Source organism: Streptomyces sp. NPDC006879, from assembly GCF_042869595.1.
Lineage (GTDB): Bacteria > Actinomycetota > Actinomycetes > Streptomycetales > Streptomycetaceae > Streptomyces.
Genome location: NZ_JBIAGC010000016.1, coordinates 37507 through 52173 on the forward strand (window position 1 = coordinate 37507; position 14667 = coordinate 52173).

A 14667-nucleotide genomic window follows, 5' to 3' on the forward strand; every position below is an offset into this window, starting at 1 on the left:
CCTGTGCGAGAGAATGGCGGCATGGAGATGCCGAGGAGTGAACGGTCGCAGGACACCAGCCCACACGTGCTGATCGTGGGGCAAGACGGAATGGCTGTCGGCGGCGCAGATGACGAGTCGCGCGAGGTCCCGGTGACGGAAATGGTGGAGCAACCCGCCAAGGTCATGCGCATCGGCAGCATGATCAAGCAACTACTCGAAGAAGTCCGCGCTGCTCCTTTGGACGAGGCCAGCCGGGTCCGACTGAAGGACATCCACGCCAGCTCCGTGAAGGAGTTGGAGGACGGGCTCGCCCCCGAGCTCGTTGAGGAGTTGGAGCGGCTCTCCCTTCCCTTCACCGACGAGGCCATTCCCTCCGAGGCCGAACTGCGCATTGCCCAGGCACAGTTGGTGGGTTGGCTGGAAGGCCTCTTCCACGGCATCCAAACCGCGCTGTTCGCACAGCAGATGGCCGCTCGTGCTCAGTTGGAGCAGATGCGCCGCGCGCTGCCGCCCGGCAGCGGGGGACACGAGGACGAGGACGAGGGCCACGGGGCACTCCGCTCCGGTCCCTACCTCTAGGGCGCGTTGCCAAAGTAGCGCCGTCCGTCCGGAGGACGGGCGGGACTTTCGCAACACGCCCCAGGACACCTACCGGGCTCCTGCCCGGACAGAACCCGACCCACCGGCCGGGCACCCCAGCGGGTGCCCGGCCGGGCGGTTGCACCGGAACGCGCCAAGGTCGCCGGCAGCGCGATGGGATCTTGCACGAAGGCGGCAAACGACCACCACCCGAGGTCGCCCGCCCCCGGCTGACCTGCTCTCGCCGACCGGACCATACTCGGAACATGACGGACAGCGACCGGCCCCCCGCCCATGACGCGGTCGTCCTTGCCGGCGGCAGCGCCCGGAGGCTCGGCGGGGCGGACAAGCCCGCGCTGAGCGTGGGCGGGCGCCCCCTGCTGGACAGAGTCCTGGGCGCCTGCGGCACCGCCGGGACCACCGTGGTCGTCGGCACCCCGCGTCCCACTCTTCGGCCGGTGACCTGGGCCCGTGAGCAACCCCCGGGAGGCGGGCCACTGGCCGCCCTCGCCGCCGGACTACGACACACCGACGCCGCCACCGTGCTCGTCCTCTCCGCTGACCTGCCGTTCCTCACTCCCGCCACCGTGCGGCGGCTGCTGACCACCCTGGAGGCGGGCGACCCGGACCGGCCTCTCGAAGGTGTCCTCCTGACCGACTCGGAAGGTCACGACCAACCCCTGGTAGCCGCCTACCAGGCCGCTGCCCTGCGACGCGAGTCGGACCTGCTGGCCGCCGAACACGGCCACCTCGGGGGGCTCCCGCTGCGGCTCCTGACCAGCGAACTCCGCCTCGGACGCATCACATCCGGCCCGCTGGACTCCTTCGACTGCGACACCTGGGAGGATCTCGCGGCAGCCCGAGCACACATCAGAGAGCATGGAACCGTGCTGGACGAATGGATCACCACAGTCAAGACCGAGCTGGGCATCGACTGCGAGGTCGACACCGGCCTCCTGCTCGACCTCGCCCGGGACGCGGCCCACGCAGTGGCCCGGCCGGCCGCTCCGCTGACCACCTTCCTGGTGGGCTATGCGGCGGCCCGGGCAGAGGCGGCGGGGGCCGATCCGGTCGAGGCCCTCGCGCGGGCGTCCCGACAGGTCGCCGCGCTCGCCCAGAGCTGGGCCGCTGAGGAGCCGCCCGCTTCCGATGAACCGAGCTCGGGATGACGACCCCGGACGCGACTGCGGGCGCCGAGGAAGACCGTGCCGTGCGCGAGGAACGCGCGGTGCGGGAAGCGCTGGCGCTGGTGGCTCAGGCACCCGTGGACGAACCCGGGGACGCGCCCCGGACCGCCCCCGCCCACCGTGGACAGCAAACCCGGCGAGAGCCGGAGGGCGCCGGGGGCGCGGGCCCGGAACCGGCGGTCCGGGCCCGTCCGGGGGGAACCGCCGCCTCCGCAGCCCCCCAACACGGCGCCACTGACTGGGACCAGGCCCGGCAGTGTGCCGCCCGGGCGGGCTCCGCGGTCCGCGGGGACGTCCACCGGGTCCGGCTCGGCCAGGCCCTCGGCGAGGTGCTGGCAGCCCCGCTGGAGGCGCTGACCGACCTCCCGTCGTTCGACACCTCCGCCATGGACGGCTGGGCGGTGGCCGGCCCCGGCCCGTGGAACGTGCGCGCCGGGGACATCCTGGCGGGCGATGCCCACCCCGAGCCACTGGCGGACGGCGCAGCCGTGCGGATCGCCACCGGCGCCCGGGTTCCGGCCGACACCACCGCGGTGATCCGCTCCGAACACTCCCGTGTGGAGGCCGGCCGACGCCTGTTCGCCCAGGCCGATGTGGTGCCCGGGCAGGACATCCGTCCCCGTGGTCAGGAGTGCCGCGCCGGTGACCTGTTGCTGCCGGCGGGAAGCCGGGTCACGCCCGCGGTCCTGGGCCTGGCCGCCGCCGCGGGCTACGACGACCTGCAGACCGTGGCTCGGCCCTGTGCCGAGGTCCTGGTGCTGGGCGACGAGTTGCTCACCGAGGGCCGTCCCCGGGAGGGGCTGATCCGCGACGCCCTGGGGCCGATGCTCGGTCCCTGGCTCACCGCTCTGGGCGCGGACGTCGTGGGCACCCGGCGGATCGGCGATACCGAGGACGCCCTGCACGCCGCGATCTCCGGTTCCGACGCCGACCTCGTCCTGACCACCGGGGGCACGGCAGCCGGTCCGGTGGACCACGTCCATCCGGCACTGCACCGCGCCGGGGCCGAGCTCCTCGTGGACGGCGTACGGGTGCGCCCCGGCCATCCGATGCTCCTGGCCCGCCTCGATGCCCGCCGCCACCTGGTGGGTCTTCCCGGCAACCCCCTCGCCGCGGTGTCCGGGCTGCTGACATTGGCCGAACCACTGCTGCGTATGCTCTCCGGGCAGGCTCTTCGGCCACGCTCTTGCGCCCCGGTGGGGGAAGACGTACCGGGGCACCCGCACGACACCCGGCTTATCCCCGTGACGCTGCGGGCAGAACTGGCCGTGCCACTGCGCTACAACGGCCCCGCCATGCTGCGCGGTATCGCGACCGCGGACGCCTTGGCAGTCGTTCCACCCCATGGCGCCAAGGCGGGACAAGAACTTGAACTTCTCGATCTGCCCTGGGTGGCAGGAGGTTTCACGTGAAACAGCCCGGCCATGACGCGATGGCCCGCCAGGCCGACGAAAGCCTGGTCACCCGCAGGGTGAAGCTGCCCAACCCGATCGTGCAGCGACCGCTCCAACAGGTGGGCAAGCGGCTGCTGATGGCTCTGGCCGTACTGGTGCTGACCGTCTGTCTGGTCTACTTCGACCGTGCCGGCTACCACGACAACGCCAATGGCACGGTCGACCTGCTGGACTGCGTCTACTACGCCACGGTGACGCTCTCGACCACCGGCTACGGCGACATCGTGCCGTACAGCGATGGCGCCCGCCTGATCAACGTCCTACTGATCACGCCCCTGCGCGTGTTGTTCCTGATCATCTTGGTCGGCACCACTCTCGAAGTCCTCACCCAGAGGACCCGGGAGGAATGGCGGCTGAAACGCTGGAGGGCCCAGTTGCGAGAACACACCGTCGTCGTCGGCTTCGGCACCAAGGGCCGTTCGGCGTTGCAGACGCTGCTGGCCACCGGATTGCCCAAGGAACGCATCGTCATCGTCGACCCCAGCTCGAAGGTCATTGACATGGCCAATGCCGAGGGCCTCACCGGAGTGATCGGCGATGCGACCCGTTCCGAAGTGCTGATCCGCGCTGAAGTGCAAAAAGCCCGCCAGATCGTGATCGCCACTCAGCGCGATGACACCGCCGTACTGGTCACCCTCACCGCGCGGCAGCTCAACCGGGGGGCGAAGATCGTCACCGCGGTCCGGGAGGAGGAGAACGCGCCCCTCCTGCGGCAGTCCGGCGCCGATGCCGTCATCACCAGCGCCAGTGCCGCCGGGCGCCTCCTCGGCCTGTCGGTGCTCAGCCCCAGCGCGGGCACCGTCATGGAGGACCTGATCCAGCAGGGCAGCGGCCTGGACCTGATCGAACGTCCGGTGAACAAGTCGGAGGCCGGCAAATCGGTACGTGATACCGAGGACCTCGTCGTCAGCGTGCTGCGCGGACACCGCCTGTTGGCCTATGACGACCCCTCAGCGAGCCCGCTCCAGCTGACCGACCGCGTCATCAGCATCGTGCGGGCGGACGCACCACAGACCACCCTGGGCAGCGGACCCGAGTAGCCGTGCCGCGCCCGCCGGCGCGTGGAGGAGGCAGACCGACCGTACGGACTATCCCCACCAGGGCACGCACCTGGTGGGGCGGAGACGCGAAATGCTCGGTTTGGCGACGGGCACATCGGCGGTCTGCATGACGTACACGGCGACCGACTCCGCTTTCACGGACACGGGAACGCAAGCCGGCTGCACCGGCGCGTACCGAACTGTCCGCGGCCAAGGCACGTTCACCCAGTCGAGCGAGTCGATGCAGGACGTCACCGTCGGCCTGAACGTCGGACCGGGACACCGCGTGTTGGAGATCGGCACCGGCACCGGCTGGAATGCGGCGCTGCTCTCCCATCGGGTCGGCGCTGAGAACGTCGTCACAGTGGAAGTGGACGAGGCCAGCGCGAGGGATGCGCGGGGCCGTCTGAAAGCGGCGGGATTCGAGCCGCTTACCGTCGTCGGGGACGGGGCCGAGGGATACGACGACGGGGGCCCGTATCACCGCGTCATCGCCACGTGCTCAATCGGCAGCGTCCCCCGGCAATGGATCGGACAGACGAAGCCGGGCGGGCTCATCGTCGCCCCGTGGGGACCGACGTACGGCGGGGAAGCTGTGGTGCGTCTCGCTGTGGCCGAGAACGGGACGGCTACCGGGTGGTTCCTCGGGTCCTCCGCGTTCATGCGGCTGCGCGCTCAGCGCACCGAACGGAAGCACGTCCGCGAATATCTCAAGGGCCGGAAGTGGCCAGCGGACGGACGGCGCAGCATGACCAGCATTTCCCCGGATTCGGTGGGGGACTGGCCGGTCATGTTCGCAATCGGCGTGCAGGTACCCGGCGCATTCCCGTGGATGGAGTCGTACGGCGACGGCTCTTACACGCTGTGGCTGCGGGATACGGCCGTCACGTCGTGGGGGACGGTGGATTTCGTGCCCGGTCGCGAGGAATTCGAGGTCTACCAGTCCGGTCCCCGTGATCTCTGGAATGAGGTGGTCGCGGCCTACCTCTGGTGGGACGAGCAAGGGCGACCGGGGTTCGAACGGTTCGGCCTGACCGTTGACGGCGATGGCGAGCGTGTGTGGCTCGACCGGCCAGACAGCCCCGTGCCGATCGTCGGGGGGGCCTGACAGCCCCTCGACGGCCCCGTCCGTGCGTTCTTTCCCCGTGACGCATGGGCGGGGCATTCTCATGAGTAGCTTGAGGGCATGAAGGCAATCACCATCACTGAGCCGGGTGGGCCGGAAGTGCTCACATGGTCCACGGTCCCGGACCCGGTAGCAGGCCCGGGGGAAGTCCTCATCGATGTTGTGGCAGCGGGAGTGAACCGCGCTGACATCCTCCAGCGGCAAGGCTTCTACGACCCTCCGCCGGGAACGTCGCCGTACCTCGGTCTTGAGGTCTCCGGGCACATTGCGGCCCTGGGGTCCGGCGTCTTCGGGTGGGAAGTCGGTCAGCCGGTGTGCGCGCTGCTCGCGGGCGGCGGCTACGCGGAGCGGGTGGCCGTGCCCGCCGGGCAGGTGCTTCCCGTGCCGGACGGCGTCTCTGTGGTGGAAGCTGCGGCACTTCCGGAAGCAACGGCAACCGTGTGGTCTAACCTGTTCATGGGGAGTGGGGGAACCTTCACAGGCTCCAACCTGTTCATGGTGGCGCACGTCCGCCCCGGTGAGACGGTGCTGATCCACGGTGGGGCGAGTGGCATCGGGACCACGGCCATCCAACTGGCCAAGGCCATCGGGGCGAGGGTGGCCGTCACCGCCGGCAGCCCCCGGAAACTGGCCCGCTGCGCCGAACTGGGCGCCGACATTCTCATCGACTACCGCGCGGAGGACTTCGTCAGCGCCTTGCACAAGGCCACGGACGGTGCCGGCGCGGACGTCATCCTCGACATCATCGGCGCCAAGTACCTGGAACGGAACGTCAAGGCGCTCGCGGTGAACGGCCGGCTCGCCGTCATCGGCCTCCAGGGCGGGGTCAAGGGCGAACTCGACCTCGGCGCCCTGCTGACCAAGCGGGCAGCGATCACGGCCACCAGCCTGCGGGCCCGGCCGCTCGCCGAGAAGGCCGCCATCACCGCCGCGGTCCGGGAGCACGTCTGGCCGCTGACCGAGGCTGGTCGCATCCGCCCGGTCATCGACCGCACCTTCCCGATGTCCGAGGCCGCCGCCGCGCACACCGCCCTGGAAGCGGGCGACCACATCGGCAAGCTCCTGCTCAGCGGCAGTTGAGCGGCGCAGCGCCCCCGCGGCACGCGACCAGCGGGGGCGCTGCGCGCACTACAGGGTGCGCAACAACACCGCGGCCGGGTTCTCCACGCAGTCGGCCACATAGCGCAGGAACCCGCCGGCCGCGCCGCCGTCGCAGACGCGGTGGTCGAAGGTCAAGGAGAGCTGTACGACCTGGCGCACCGCCAACTCACCCTGGTGCACCCACGGCTTGGGGATGATCCGCCCCACACCGAGCATCGCGGCCTCGGGGTGGTTGATGATCGGCGTGGACCCGTCGACCCCGAAGACTCCGTAATTGTTGAGGGTGAAGGTGCCCCCGCTGAGGTCGGCGGGCGCCAGCTTGCCGGCCCTGGCGAGCTCGGTGATCCGGGCGAACTCAGCGCTCAGCGCCTCTGCGTTCATCGACCCGGCGTCCCGGACCACCGGCACCACCAGCCCGCGCTCGGTCTGGGCGGCGAACCCCAGGTGTACCGAGGGCAGTCGGACGATCTCGTTCGCCGCCGTGTCCACCGTGGAGTTCAGCTCGGGGTACCGGGCCAGCGCCGCCGTACAGATCCGCGCCAGCAACGCCAGGACGGACACCTTGGGCCCGCCCGCCGCGTTCATGGCCGCCCGGACCGCCATCAGCTCGGTGGCATCGGCGTCCACCCAACACGTGGCGTCCGGAATCTCCCTACGGCTGCGGGAGAGCTTCTCGGCGACCGCGCCCCGCACTCCGCGCAATGCGATCCGCTCACCGGTCTCCGAAACGGCCCGGGCCGAAGGCGCCTCCTCGGGTGCCCTCGCGACCTTCAACGCGGCTTCCACATCGGCCCTCATGATCAGCCCGTCCGGGCCCGAACCACGCAGCACGCGCAGGTCGAGGCCGTGGTCCCGGGCCAGTTTGCGCACCAGCGGCGATATCACCGGCACCGGCCCCTCGACGAGGGCCACCGGCGTGGGAACGGTCACCGGCTCTGCCCCGGCGGGTGCTGCCCCCGCGGGCCGGACGCGGCGGCGCCGGGCCGGACGGGAGGCGTCCGTGCCGTATCCCACCAGGACGTTGCCGGAGCCGCTGCTCTCCTCCTGGCGGTGTTCCGCCGGGGACCCGACGGCCACGGTGATCAGTGGTGCACCGACCGGCAGTTCAGTGCCTTCCTCACCGAAACGTGCGGTGACCACGCCCCCGTACGGGCAGGGCACCTCCACCATCGCCTTGGCCGTCTCGACCTCGACGACCGGCTGGTCGATGGCGACCACGTCGCCCACCGCCACCAGCCAGCGGACGATCTCGGCCTCGGTGAGGCCCTCGCCGAGGTCCGGCAGCCTGAATTCCAGTACCTGTGGCATCAGTTCTCCCACTGCAAGCGGGCCACGGCGTCCAGGATGCGGTCCACTCCCGGCAGGTGGTGCTTCTCCAGCATCGGCGGCGGGTAGGGGATGTCGAATCCGGCGACGCGCAGCACGGGCGCCTGGAGGTGGTGGAAGCAGCGCTCACTGATCCGCGCCGCGATCTCCCCACCGGGGCCGCCGAACCCGCTGGACTCATGGACCACCACGGCGCGCCCGGTGCGCCGCACCGAGGCCACCACGCTCTCCTCGTCGAAGGGCACCAGCGAGCGCAGGTCGAGGACTTCCAGGTCCCAGCCCTCTTCGCGGGCCGCCTCGGCGGCCTCCAGGCAGACCGGCACGGACGGGCCGTAGGTGATCAGCGTGGCGCTCCGCCCGGCGCGCCGCACGGCGGCCCGCCCGATCGGCTCCACCTGCGCTGGAGCCTGCGGCGACCATTCGGCCTTCGACCAGTACAGCCGTTTGGGCTCCAGGAAGACCACCGGGTCGTCGGAGGCGATGGAGGCGCGCAGCAGTCCGTAGGCGTCCTCCACCGTGGCCGGCGTGACCACGTGCAGCCCGGGGGTGGCCATGTAGTAGGCCTCGGAGGAGTCGCAGTGGTGCTCGACACCGCCGATGCCACCGCCGTAGGGGACCCGGATGGTGATCGGCATCGGCAGGGCCCCACGGGTGCGGTTGCGCATGCGGGCGACGTGCGAGATCAGCTGCTCGAAGGCGGGGTAGGCGAAGGCGTCGAACTGCATCTCGACCACGGGCCGCAGCCCGTACATGGCCATCCCCACCGCGGTGCCCAGGATTCCGGCCTCGGCGAGCGGGGTGTCCGTGCAGCGGTCCTCGCCGAACTCCTTCGCGAGGCCGTCCGTGATGCGGAAGACACCACCGAGTTGACCGATGTCCTCACCCGTCAGGTGCACAGCGGGGTCGGCCGCCATCGCGTCGTGCAGGGCCCGGTTCAGGGCCTGCGCCATCGTGGCCGGCTTGGCTTGGGTCAGGGTGCTCATCGCTCGTCCTCCGCGTCGAGCTCGGCGCGGAGCAGTTGGGCCTGCTCGCGCAGTTGCCCCGTCTGCTCGGCGTAGACGTGCGTGAAGAGGTCCATCGGGTCGAGGACCTGGTCGGCGTTCATCCGCTCGCGCAGCCGCGCCGCCATCGCCTCGGCGGTGTCCACCGCGGCCTGCTTGCCGGCGTCGTCGAGCAGCCCGCGGGCGGTCAGCTCGCGTTCCATCAGCACGATGGGGTCGTGTTCGCGCCAGGCTTCGACCTCGGAGTCCTCGCGGTAGCGGGTGGCGTCATCTGCGTTGGTGTGGGCGTCCATGCGGTACGTGATCGCCTCGACCAGGGTCGGGCCACCGCCGGCCCTGGCCCGCTCCACGGCCTCGGCCAGCACCTCGTGTACGGCCACCGCGTCGTTTCCGTCGACGAGACGGCCCGGCATCCCGTACCCGACGGCCTTGTGGGCGAGGGTGGGGGCCGCGGTCTGCTTGGCGAGCGGGACGGAGATCGCGAAGCCGTTGTTCTGGACGAGGAAGACGACGGGAGCCCCCCAGACCGCCGCGAAGTTCAGCGCCTCGTGGAAGTCGCCCTCGCTGGTGCCGCCGTCTCCGACCAGGGCGAGCGCGACCACGTCGTCACCCTTGAGCCGGGCGGCGTGCGCCAGGCCCACCGCGTGCGGCAGCTGCGTGGCGAGCGGGGTGGACAGGGGGGCGATCCGGTGCTCGCGCGGGTCGTAGCCGGTGTGCCAGTCGCCGCGCAGCAAGGTCAGGGCCTCGACCGGGTCAAGGCCGCGGGCCACCGCGGCGAGGGTGTCGCGGTAGCTGGGGAAGAGCCAGTCCTGTTCCTTCAGGACCAGAGCGGCGGCGACCTCGCAGGCCTCCTGACCGACCGTGGAGGGGTAGACCGCGAGGCGCCCCTGTTTGGTGAGCGCGGTGGCCTGGTGGTTGTAACGGCGGCCACGGATCAGCTCGGCGTGCAGCCTCAGCATGAGCTCCGGGTCCGCGCCCTTCGCAGCCGGGGTGCCGAGGACCCGGTACGGCTCCGCGTCCGGGAGCAGCGGCGCCGCCTCGGTCCGGGGGCGCCAGGCCGGCGGGGGCGTGGGGCGGTACGACGCACCGGGTAGCTCTTGGACCGTCATTGGTCTTCCCCTTCGACGCGTGCACCTCCTCGTGGGAGGCGGGGCAGGAGGGCGCACGACTGTGAGGCGCCTCACCTACCGATTGTTCGGTCGCTGGCGCAATTTGGCTACAGGCGGCAGCAGGCTGTGGACAAACGGCGGACATGGCCGTGGGATGTAGGCAGGACGTCCAAAACAGGGAGGCCGGGGGCGATGACCGATGAACAAATGGCCGAGGTGGTCCTGGGCAGCCCCGAGGGCCCGCGCACCCCGGTCGGCCCCGCCCGCCCGCTGGATTCCATCGACCGGGCGATCCTGCGGATGCTCCAAGCAGACGGGCGCGCCTCGATACGCTCGGTCGCCGAGCGGGTGCACGTCTCGCGCGCCAACGCCTACGCCCGCATCAACAGGCTGATCGACGACGGGGTGATCCGGGGGTTCGCCGCCCGGGTCAACCACGAGCGGGCAGGGCAGGGCACCTCCGCCTACATCACCTTGAAGATCGTTCAGAACTCCTGGCGAACCGTGCGCGAACAGCTCCAGGAACTACCGGGCGCCGCGCACATCGCGCTGGTCAGCGGTGACTTCGACGTGCTCCTGCTGGTGCACACCCCGGACAACCGCACGCTGCGGGAACTGGTGCTGACCCGGCTCCAGTCGATACCGGAGGTGCTGTCCACCCGCACCCTGCTGGTGTTCGAGGAGACGGACCTGGACCCCCTCCCCGACACCCCGTGACCGGCTGGGAGCACAGGTCAGGTCTTGGGCGCGGTGGCCCGCAGGCCGTCGAAGGTTATCCGCACCACGGCCTCGGCCACCTGGTCGCGCTCCCCGCCGGACCCCGTGTGGGGGCGGTACCACTCGACCATCGAGTTGACCATGCCGAAGAGCAGCCGGGTGGCCAGCCGGATGTCCACGTCCGCCCTCAGGTCGCCGTCGGCCGCGGCGGACTTCAACAGGTCTGCGACCCGGTGGTCGAACTCGCGGCGCCGCTCCAACGCCCACCGTTCGGTGGCGGTGTTGCCCCGCACCCGAAGCAGCAGCGTCACGTAGGGCAACTCGTCGATCAGCACCTCGACGGTGCGCCGGGTGACGTACTCGACGCGCTCGATCGCCCGCCCGGCGATCGCCCCGGGCTCCTCCAGGATTCCGAAAAGGCCCTCCAGGGCCCGGCTGACGGCCCGGCGCAGCAGTTCCTCCTTGCCGGCCACATGGTGGTAGATGGAGGACTTCGAGATTCCCGCGGCCCTGGACAGGTGCTCCATGGAGGTGCCGTCGTAGCCGCGCTCGATGAAGACCTGCACGGCGACCGAGAGCAGCGTCTCGGGTGTGTAGGTGTCCCGGCGCGCGGTGGTCACAGGGCCTCACCCGCCGCGGTGGCCGGCTCGGCGTAGGACTGGCGGAACAGGGCCAGGGAGGGCGCGTAACGGCCGCCTGGACAGCGCTCGTCGAGCGCGGTCAGCAGCTCGTACGCCCAGTCCTGCCCCACCCGCTCCTGCCACTGCCCGGGACCCAGCGGATAGTTCACGCCACGTCGCATCGCGGTGTCGATGTCCTGGGCGGTGGCCGCGCCCTTGGCGACGGCGTCGGCCGTCAGATCGATGAGCATCGCCACCGTACGGGCGACGATCATGCCTGGAACGTCACCGATCACGCTCACCTGCTTGCCGAGCTTCTGGAACAGCCCGATGGCCTCGGCCAGGGTCCGCCGCGAGGTGTCCGCGGAGGCGGAGAGCGCGATCCGGGTGGCGCCGCGGTAGTCGAGCGCGAGGTCGAAGTAGACGACGTCGGCGAACTCGACCGAGGTCTTGCCGTCGGTGAGGACGAGCTGGCCCTCGCCGGGCAGCTGGATGTACGGGCCGCCGCCCTCGGCCGTGGTGACGTCGATCCCGGCCTCCTCCAACATCGGCACCAGCGCGGCGGCAGGCCCGAGGTCACCGACCACGGACACGGCCGCGGGAGCTTCCTCGGGCGCAGCGGTGTGCGGTGTCGGGGCGGCGGCCCCGGGCTCGTAGCCGTACCAGCCGCGGCCCGACTTGCGGCCCAGTCGACCGGACTGGACCAGGCGGCGCTGTGCCAGCGAGGGGCTGAACTTGGGGCTGCGGAAGAAGGACTCCCACACCGAACGGGTGACGGCCTCGTTGACGTCCTGCCCGATCAGATCGGTCAGTTCGAAGGGGCCCATGCGGAAGCCGCCGCTCTCCCGCAGCACGGCGTCGATGGTCGCCGGGTCCGCGCCCTGTTCCTCGTACACCGCGAAGGCCTCGGCGTAGAAGGGGCGGGCGATGCGGTTGACGATGAAGCCCGGTGTGTCGGCACAGCGCACCGGAGTCTTGCCCCAGCTGAGCGCCGTCTCGTAGACGCGTTCCACGGCCTGGGGGTCGGAGGCGAAACCACGGACCACCTCGACCAGGGGCAGCAGCGGAGCCGGGTTGAAGAAGTGCAGGCCGACGAAACGGCCGGGGTACTTCAGGGAAGCGCCCAACTCGGTGACGGACAGCGAGGAGGTGTTGCTGGCCAGCAGGCAGTCGGGTGCCACCACGCCCTCAAGCCCGATGAACAGCTCGCGCTTGGCGTCCGGGTCCTCCAAGATCGCCTCGACCACCAGGGAGGACCCGGCCAGATCGGACAGTTCGCCGGCGGCGGTGAGGCGGGCGGCAGCCCGGTCGGCCATCTCGCGGTCCAGGCGGCCCTTGGCGACCAGTCGCTCCAGTCGATCGGCGACGGCCTCGACGCCCACCCCGGCCTGACCCGGCACGGCATCGTGGAGCACCACGGGATGACCTGCGAGAAGGGCCACCTGGGCGATGCCCTGGCCCATGGTGCCGGCGCCCACGACGGCCACAGTGCGGGAACGCTCGATTGCTGTCATGACCCCGATCCTCCCGCATGGGTTCCGGCCGCAATCGGCCGGGATCGCTCCGGCCCTCTTGTACCGACCGATCGTTCGGTTACTCTAACTCCAGTCTGCTCTCGTGGATCCGGTTCCGCTCGGGTTCTTCCGATCTCCACCCGACGGCCGCCCGATCCACCCTGATCCGCCCGGCTCAACGAGGAGTTGGTCACCGATGGCCACCGACCTGTCCGCCGCCCAACTGTCCGAGAAGCACCGGACGACGCTCGACCAGGCGCTGGACGCAATCCGCAGCCGCGCCTACTGGTCCCCGCATCCCGAGCACCCCAAGGCGTACGGCGAGAGCGCACCCGCCGACGGCCTCGCGGCCTTCCAGGCGCTGCACGGCACCCGGCTCGACCTGGGACAGCCCGGCACGGACGGCTGGACCGGGGGCGAGGTCTCCCCGTACGGCCCGGAGCTCGCCGTGGAGTACCCGCACATCGACCCCGACGTGCTGCTTCCGGCGATGCGGGCGGGCATGGGCGCGTGGCGGGACGCCGGCGCCGAGACCCGGGCCGTGGTCTGCATCGAGATCCTCTCCCGGATCAGCGCACGCACCCACGAGTTCGCGCACGCCGTGATGCACACCAGTGGTCAGGCCTTCATGATGGCCTTCCAGGCCGGCGGCCCGCACGCGCAGGACCGCGGCCTTGAAGCCGTGGCCTACGCCTACGAGGAGCAGTCCCGGGTTCCCGCCACCGCCGGCTGGTCGAAGCCGCAGGGCAAGAAGGACCCGCTGAACCTGAGCAAGACCTTCACCGCGGCGCCGCGCGGGGTCGCGCTGGTCATCGGCTGCAACACCTTCCCGACCTGGAACGGCTACCCGGGCCTGTTCGCCTCCCTGGCCACCGGAAACGCGGTGCTCGTCAAGCCGCACCCGCGTGCCGTCCTGCCACTCGCCCTGACCGTCCAGGTCGCCCGCGAGGTGTTGTCGGAAGCGGGCTTCGACCCGAACCTGGTCGCGCTGGCCACCGAAGCGCCGGGCGAGGGCATCGCCAAGACGCTCGCGGTCCGCCCCGAGATCAAGATCATCGACTACACGGGCTCGACCGGCTTCGGCGACTGGCTGGAGGCGAACGCCCGCCAGGCCCAGGTCTACACGGAGAAGGCCGGCGTCAACACCGTCCTGGTGGACTCCACCGACGACTACCGCGGGATGCTCTCGAACCTGGCCTTCTCGCTGTCCCTGTACAGCGGCCAGATGTGCACCACCCCGCAGAACCTGTTGATCCCCCGCGAGGGCATCGACACCGAGGCGGGCCACAAGACCTACGACGAGGTCGTGGCCGACCTCGCCGGCGCCGTCGGCAAGCTGCTCGGCGACGACGCGCGGGCCGGCGCGCTGCTCGGCGCCTTGGTCAACCCCGAGGTCAGGGCCCACCTGGAAGCAGCCGCCGGCCTCGGCGAAGTGGCCCTCGCCTCCCGTGAGGTGATCAACCCGGACTTCCCGGACGCGGTGGTGCGCACCCCGGTCCTGGTCAAGCTGGACGGCGCTCGCAAGTTCTGGGAGGGGCCGGACGCCGAAGCCGCCTACCTCTCGGAGTGCTTCGGCCCGGTGGCCTTCGCGGTGGCGGTGGACTCCACCGCCGAGGGGCTGGACCTGCTGCGGCGCACCGTCCGGGACAAGGGCGCGATGACCGTCGGGGCGTACACCACCTCCGCGGACGTCGAGCGGGCCGTCGAGGAGGTCTGCCTGGAGGAGTCCGCGCAGCTCTCCTTGAACCTGACCGGCGGCGTCTTCGTCAACCAGACCGCCGCCTTCTCCGATTTCCACGGTTCCGGAGGCAACCCGGCCGCTAACGCCGCTCTGTGCGACGGGGCGTTCGTGGCCAACCGCTTCCGGGTGGTGGAGGTGCGGCGCCAGGCCTGACAGCGGCCTCGGTGCCC

The 14667-nt window shown here is 70.9% G+C and carries 13 protein-coding genes; 8 read left to right on the top strand and 5 right to left on the bottom strand.

Features of this window, described 5'->3' with window-relative positions; genetic code table 11:
• Positions 1-21: 21 nt before the first annotated feature.
• The 6 genes from ACFYMC_RS15055 (at position 22) to ACFYMC_RS15080 (ending at position 6448) form a co-directional block, all read left to right on the top strand.
• A complete protein-coding gene (locus ACFYMC_RS15055) occupies positions 22-561 on the top strand; it encodes a bacterial proteasome activator family protein (protein ID WP_388524218.1) in 540 nt (179 codons plus the stop codon).
• Between the two features lie 266 nt (positions 562-827).
• A complete protein-coding gene (locus ACFYMC_RS15060) occupies positions 828-1730 on the top strand; it encodes an NTP transferase domain-containing protein (RefSeq protein WP_388524221.1) in 903 nt (300 codons plus the stop codon).
• Positions 1727-3160 (top strand): molybdopterin molybdotransferase MoeA, encoded by a 1434-nt coding sequence (locus ACFYMC_RS15065; protein WP_388524224.1) that lies wholly within the window; start codon positions 1727-1729, stop codon positions 3158-3160. Before ACFYMC_RS15060 ends, ACFYMC_RS15065 begins: the two co-directional genes overlap by 4 nt.
• Positions 3157-4242: a potassium channel family protein gene (locus ACFYMC_RS15070; RefSeq protein ID WP_388524227.1), complete on the top strand. Its 1086-nt coding sequence runs from the start codon at positions 3157-3159 to the stop codon at positions 4240-4242. The genes ACFYMC_RS15065 and ACFYMC_RS15070 overlap by 4 nt, the downstream gene beginning before the upstream one ends.
• Before the next feature lie 91 nt (positions 4243-4333).
• The gene (locus ACFYMC_RS15075) at positions 4334-5350 is read left to right on the top strand and encodes a methyltransferase domain-containing protein (RefSeq protein WP_388524230.1); all 1017 of its coding nucleotides are present in this window, start codon (positions 4334-4336) and stop codon (positions 5348-5350) included.
• Between the two features lie 78 nt (positions 5351-5428).
• On the top strand, positions 5429-6448 hold the full coding sequence (locus ACFYMC_RS15080; protein ID WP_388524233.1) for an NAD(P)H-quinone oxidoreductase: 1020 nt from the start codon (positions 5429-5431) through the stop codon (positions 6446-6448).
• 48 nt (positions 6449-6496) lie between these two features.
• Here the strand turns inward: ACFYMC_RS15080 and ACFYMC_RS15085 are convergent, their stop codons facing one another.
• Genes ACFYMC_RS15085 through pdhA form a run of 3 tightly spaced genes read right to left on the bottom strand, consistent with a single transcriptional unit; the run spans position 6497 to position 9905 of the window.
• The gene (locus ACFYMC_RS15085) at positions 6497-7777 is read right to left on the bottom strand and encodes a dihydrolipoamide acetyltransferase family protein (RefSeq protein ID WP_388524236.1); all 1281 of its coding nucleotides are present in this window, start codon (positions 7775-7777) and stop codon (positions 6497-6499) included.
• On the bottom strand, positions 7777-8778 hold the full coding sequence (locus ACFYMC_RS15090; RefSeq protein WP_388524238.1) for an alpha-ketoacid dehydrogenase subunit beta: 1002 nt from the start codon (positions 8776-8778) through the stop codon (positions 7777-7779). The genes ACFYMC_RS15085 and ACFYMC_RS15090 overlap by 1 nt, the downstream gene beginning before the upstream one ends.
• Positions 8775-9905 carry a pyruvate dehydrogenase (acetyl-transferring) E1 component subunit alpha gene (gene pdhA / locus ACFYMC_RS15095; RefSeq protein ID WP_388524240.1) on the bottom strand — a complete coding sequence of 377 codons (1131 nt, stop codon included), beginning with the start codon at positions 9903-9905 and terminating at the stop codon, positions 8775-8777. The genes ACFYMC_RS15090 and pdhA overlap by 4 nt, the downstream gene beginning before the upstream one ends.
• 207 nt (positions 9906-10112) lie before the next feature.
• Between pdhA and ACFYMC_RS15100 the strand changes: the two genes are divergently transcribed.
• Positions 10113-10622, top strand: a complete 510-nt coding sequence (locus ACFYMC_RS15100) for an Lrp/AsnC family transcriptional regulator (RefSeq protein WP_388524411.1) — start codon at positions 10113-10115, stop codon at positions 10620-10622.
• Positions 10623-10639: 17 nt separating this feature from the next.
• Here ACFYMC_RS15100 and ACFYMC_RS15105 read toward each other — a convergent pair whose 3' ends face one another.
• Both ACFYMC_RS15105 and ACFYMC_RS15110 read right to left on the bottom strand, forming a co-directional pair.
• Positions 10640-11242 (bottom strand): TetR/AcrR family transcriptional regulator, encoded by a 603-nt coding sequence (locus tag ACFYMC_RS15105; RefSeq protein WP_388524241.1) that lies wholly within the window; start codon positions 11240-11242, stop codon positions 10640-10642.
• The gene (locus tag ACFYMC_RS15110; RefSeq protein ID WP_388524244.1) at positions 11239-12756 is read right to left on the bottom strand and encodes a 3-hydroxyacyl-CoA dehydrogenase; all 1518 of its coding nucleotides are present in this window, start codon (positions 12754-12756) and stop codon (positions 11239-11241) included. Before ACFYMC_RS15110 ends, ACFYMC_RS15105 begins: the two co-directional genes overlap by 4 nt.
• Positions 12757-12952: 196 nt before the next feature.
• Here ACFYMC_RS15110 and paaN point away from each other — a divergent pair, with 196 nt between their 5' ends.
• Entirely contained in the window at positions 12953-14650 is a 1698-nt protein-coding gene (gene paaN / locus ACFYMC_RS15115) for a phenylacetic acid degradation protein PaaN (protein WP_388524247.1), read from the top strand.
• Positions 14651-14667: the final 17 nt, after the last annotated feature.

What these genes read in the sequence shown, in the direction of transcription:
- ACFYMC_RS15055 (WP_388524218.1), top strand. Translation starts at nt 22, where the DNA reads ATGGAGATGCCGAGGAGTGAACGGTCGCAGGACACCAGCCCACACGTG.
- ACFYMC_RS15075 (WP_388524230.1), top strand. Translation starts at nt 4,334, where the DNA reads ATGCTCGGTTTGGCGACGGGCACATCGGCGGTCTGCATGACGTACACG.
- ACFYMC_RS15065 (WP_388524224.1), top strand. Translation starts at nt 1,727, where the DNA reads ATGACGACCCCGGACGCGACTGCGGGCGCCGAGGAAGACCGTGCCGTG.
- ACFYMC_RS15080 (WP_388524233.1), top strand. Translation starts at nt 5,429, where the DNA reads ATGAAGGCAATCACCATCACTGAGCCGGGTGGGCCGGAAGTGCTCACA.
- ACFYMC_RS15085 (WP_388524236.1), bottom strand. Translation starts at nt 7,777, where the DNA reads ATGCCACAGGTACTGGAATTCAGGCTGCCGGACCTCGGCGAGGGCCTC.
- ACFYMC_RS15100 (WP_388524411.1), top strand. Translation starts at nt 10,113, where the DNA reads ATGGCCGAGGTGGTCCTGGGCAGCCCCGAGGGCCCGCGCACCCCGGTC.
- pdhA (WP_388524240.1), bottom strand. Translation starts at nt 9,905, where the DNA reads ATGACGGTCCAAGAGCTACCCGGTGCGTCGTACCGCCCCACGCCCCCG.
- ACFYMC_RS15090 (WP_388524238.1), bottom strand. Translation starts at nt 8,778, where the DNA reads ATGAGCACCCTGACCCAAGCCAAGCCGGCCACGATGGCGCAGGCCCTG.
- paaN (WP_388524247.1), top strand. Translation starts at nt 12,953, where the DNA reads ATGGCCACCGACCTGTCCGCCGCCCAACTGTCCGAGAAGCACCGGACG.
- ACFYMC_RS15110 (WP_388524244.1), bottom strand. Translation starts at nt 12,756, where the DNA reads ATGACAGCAATCGAGCGTTCCCGCACTGTGGCCGTCGTGGGCGCCGGC.
- ACFYMC_RS15060 (WP_388524221.1), top strand. Translation starts at nt 828, where the DNA reads ATGACGGACAGCGACCGGCCCCCCGCCCATGACGCGGTCGTCCTTGCC.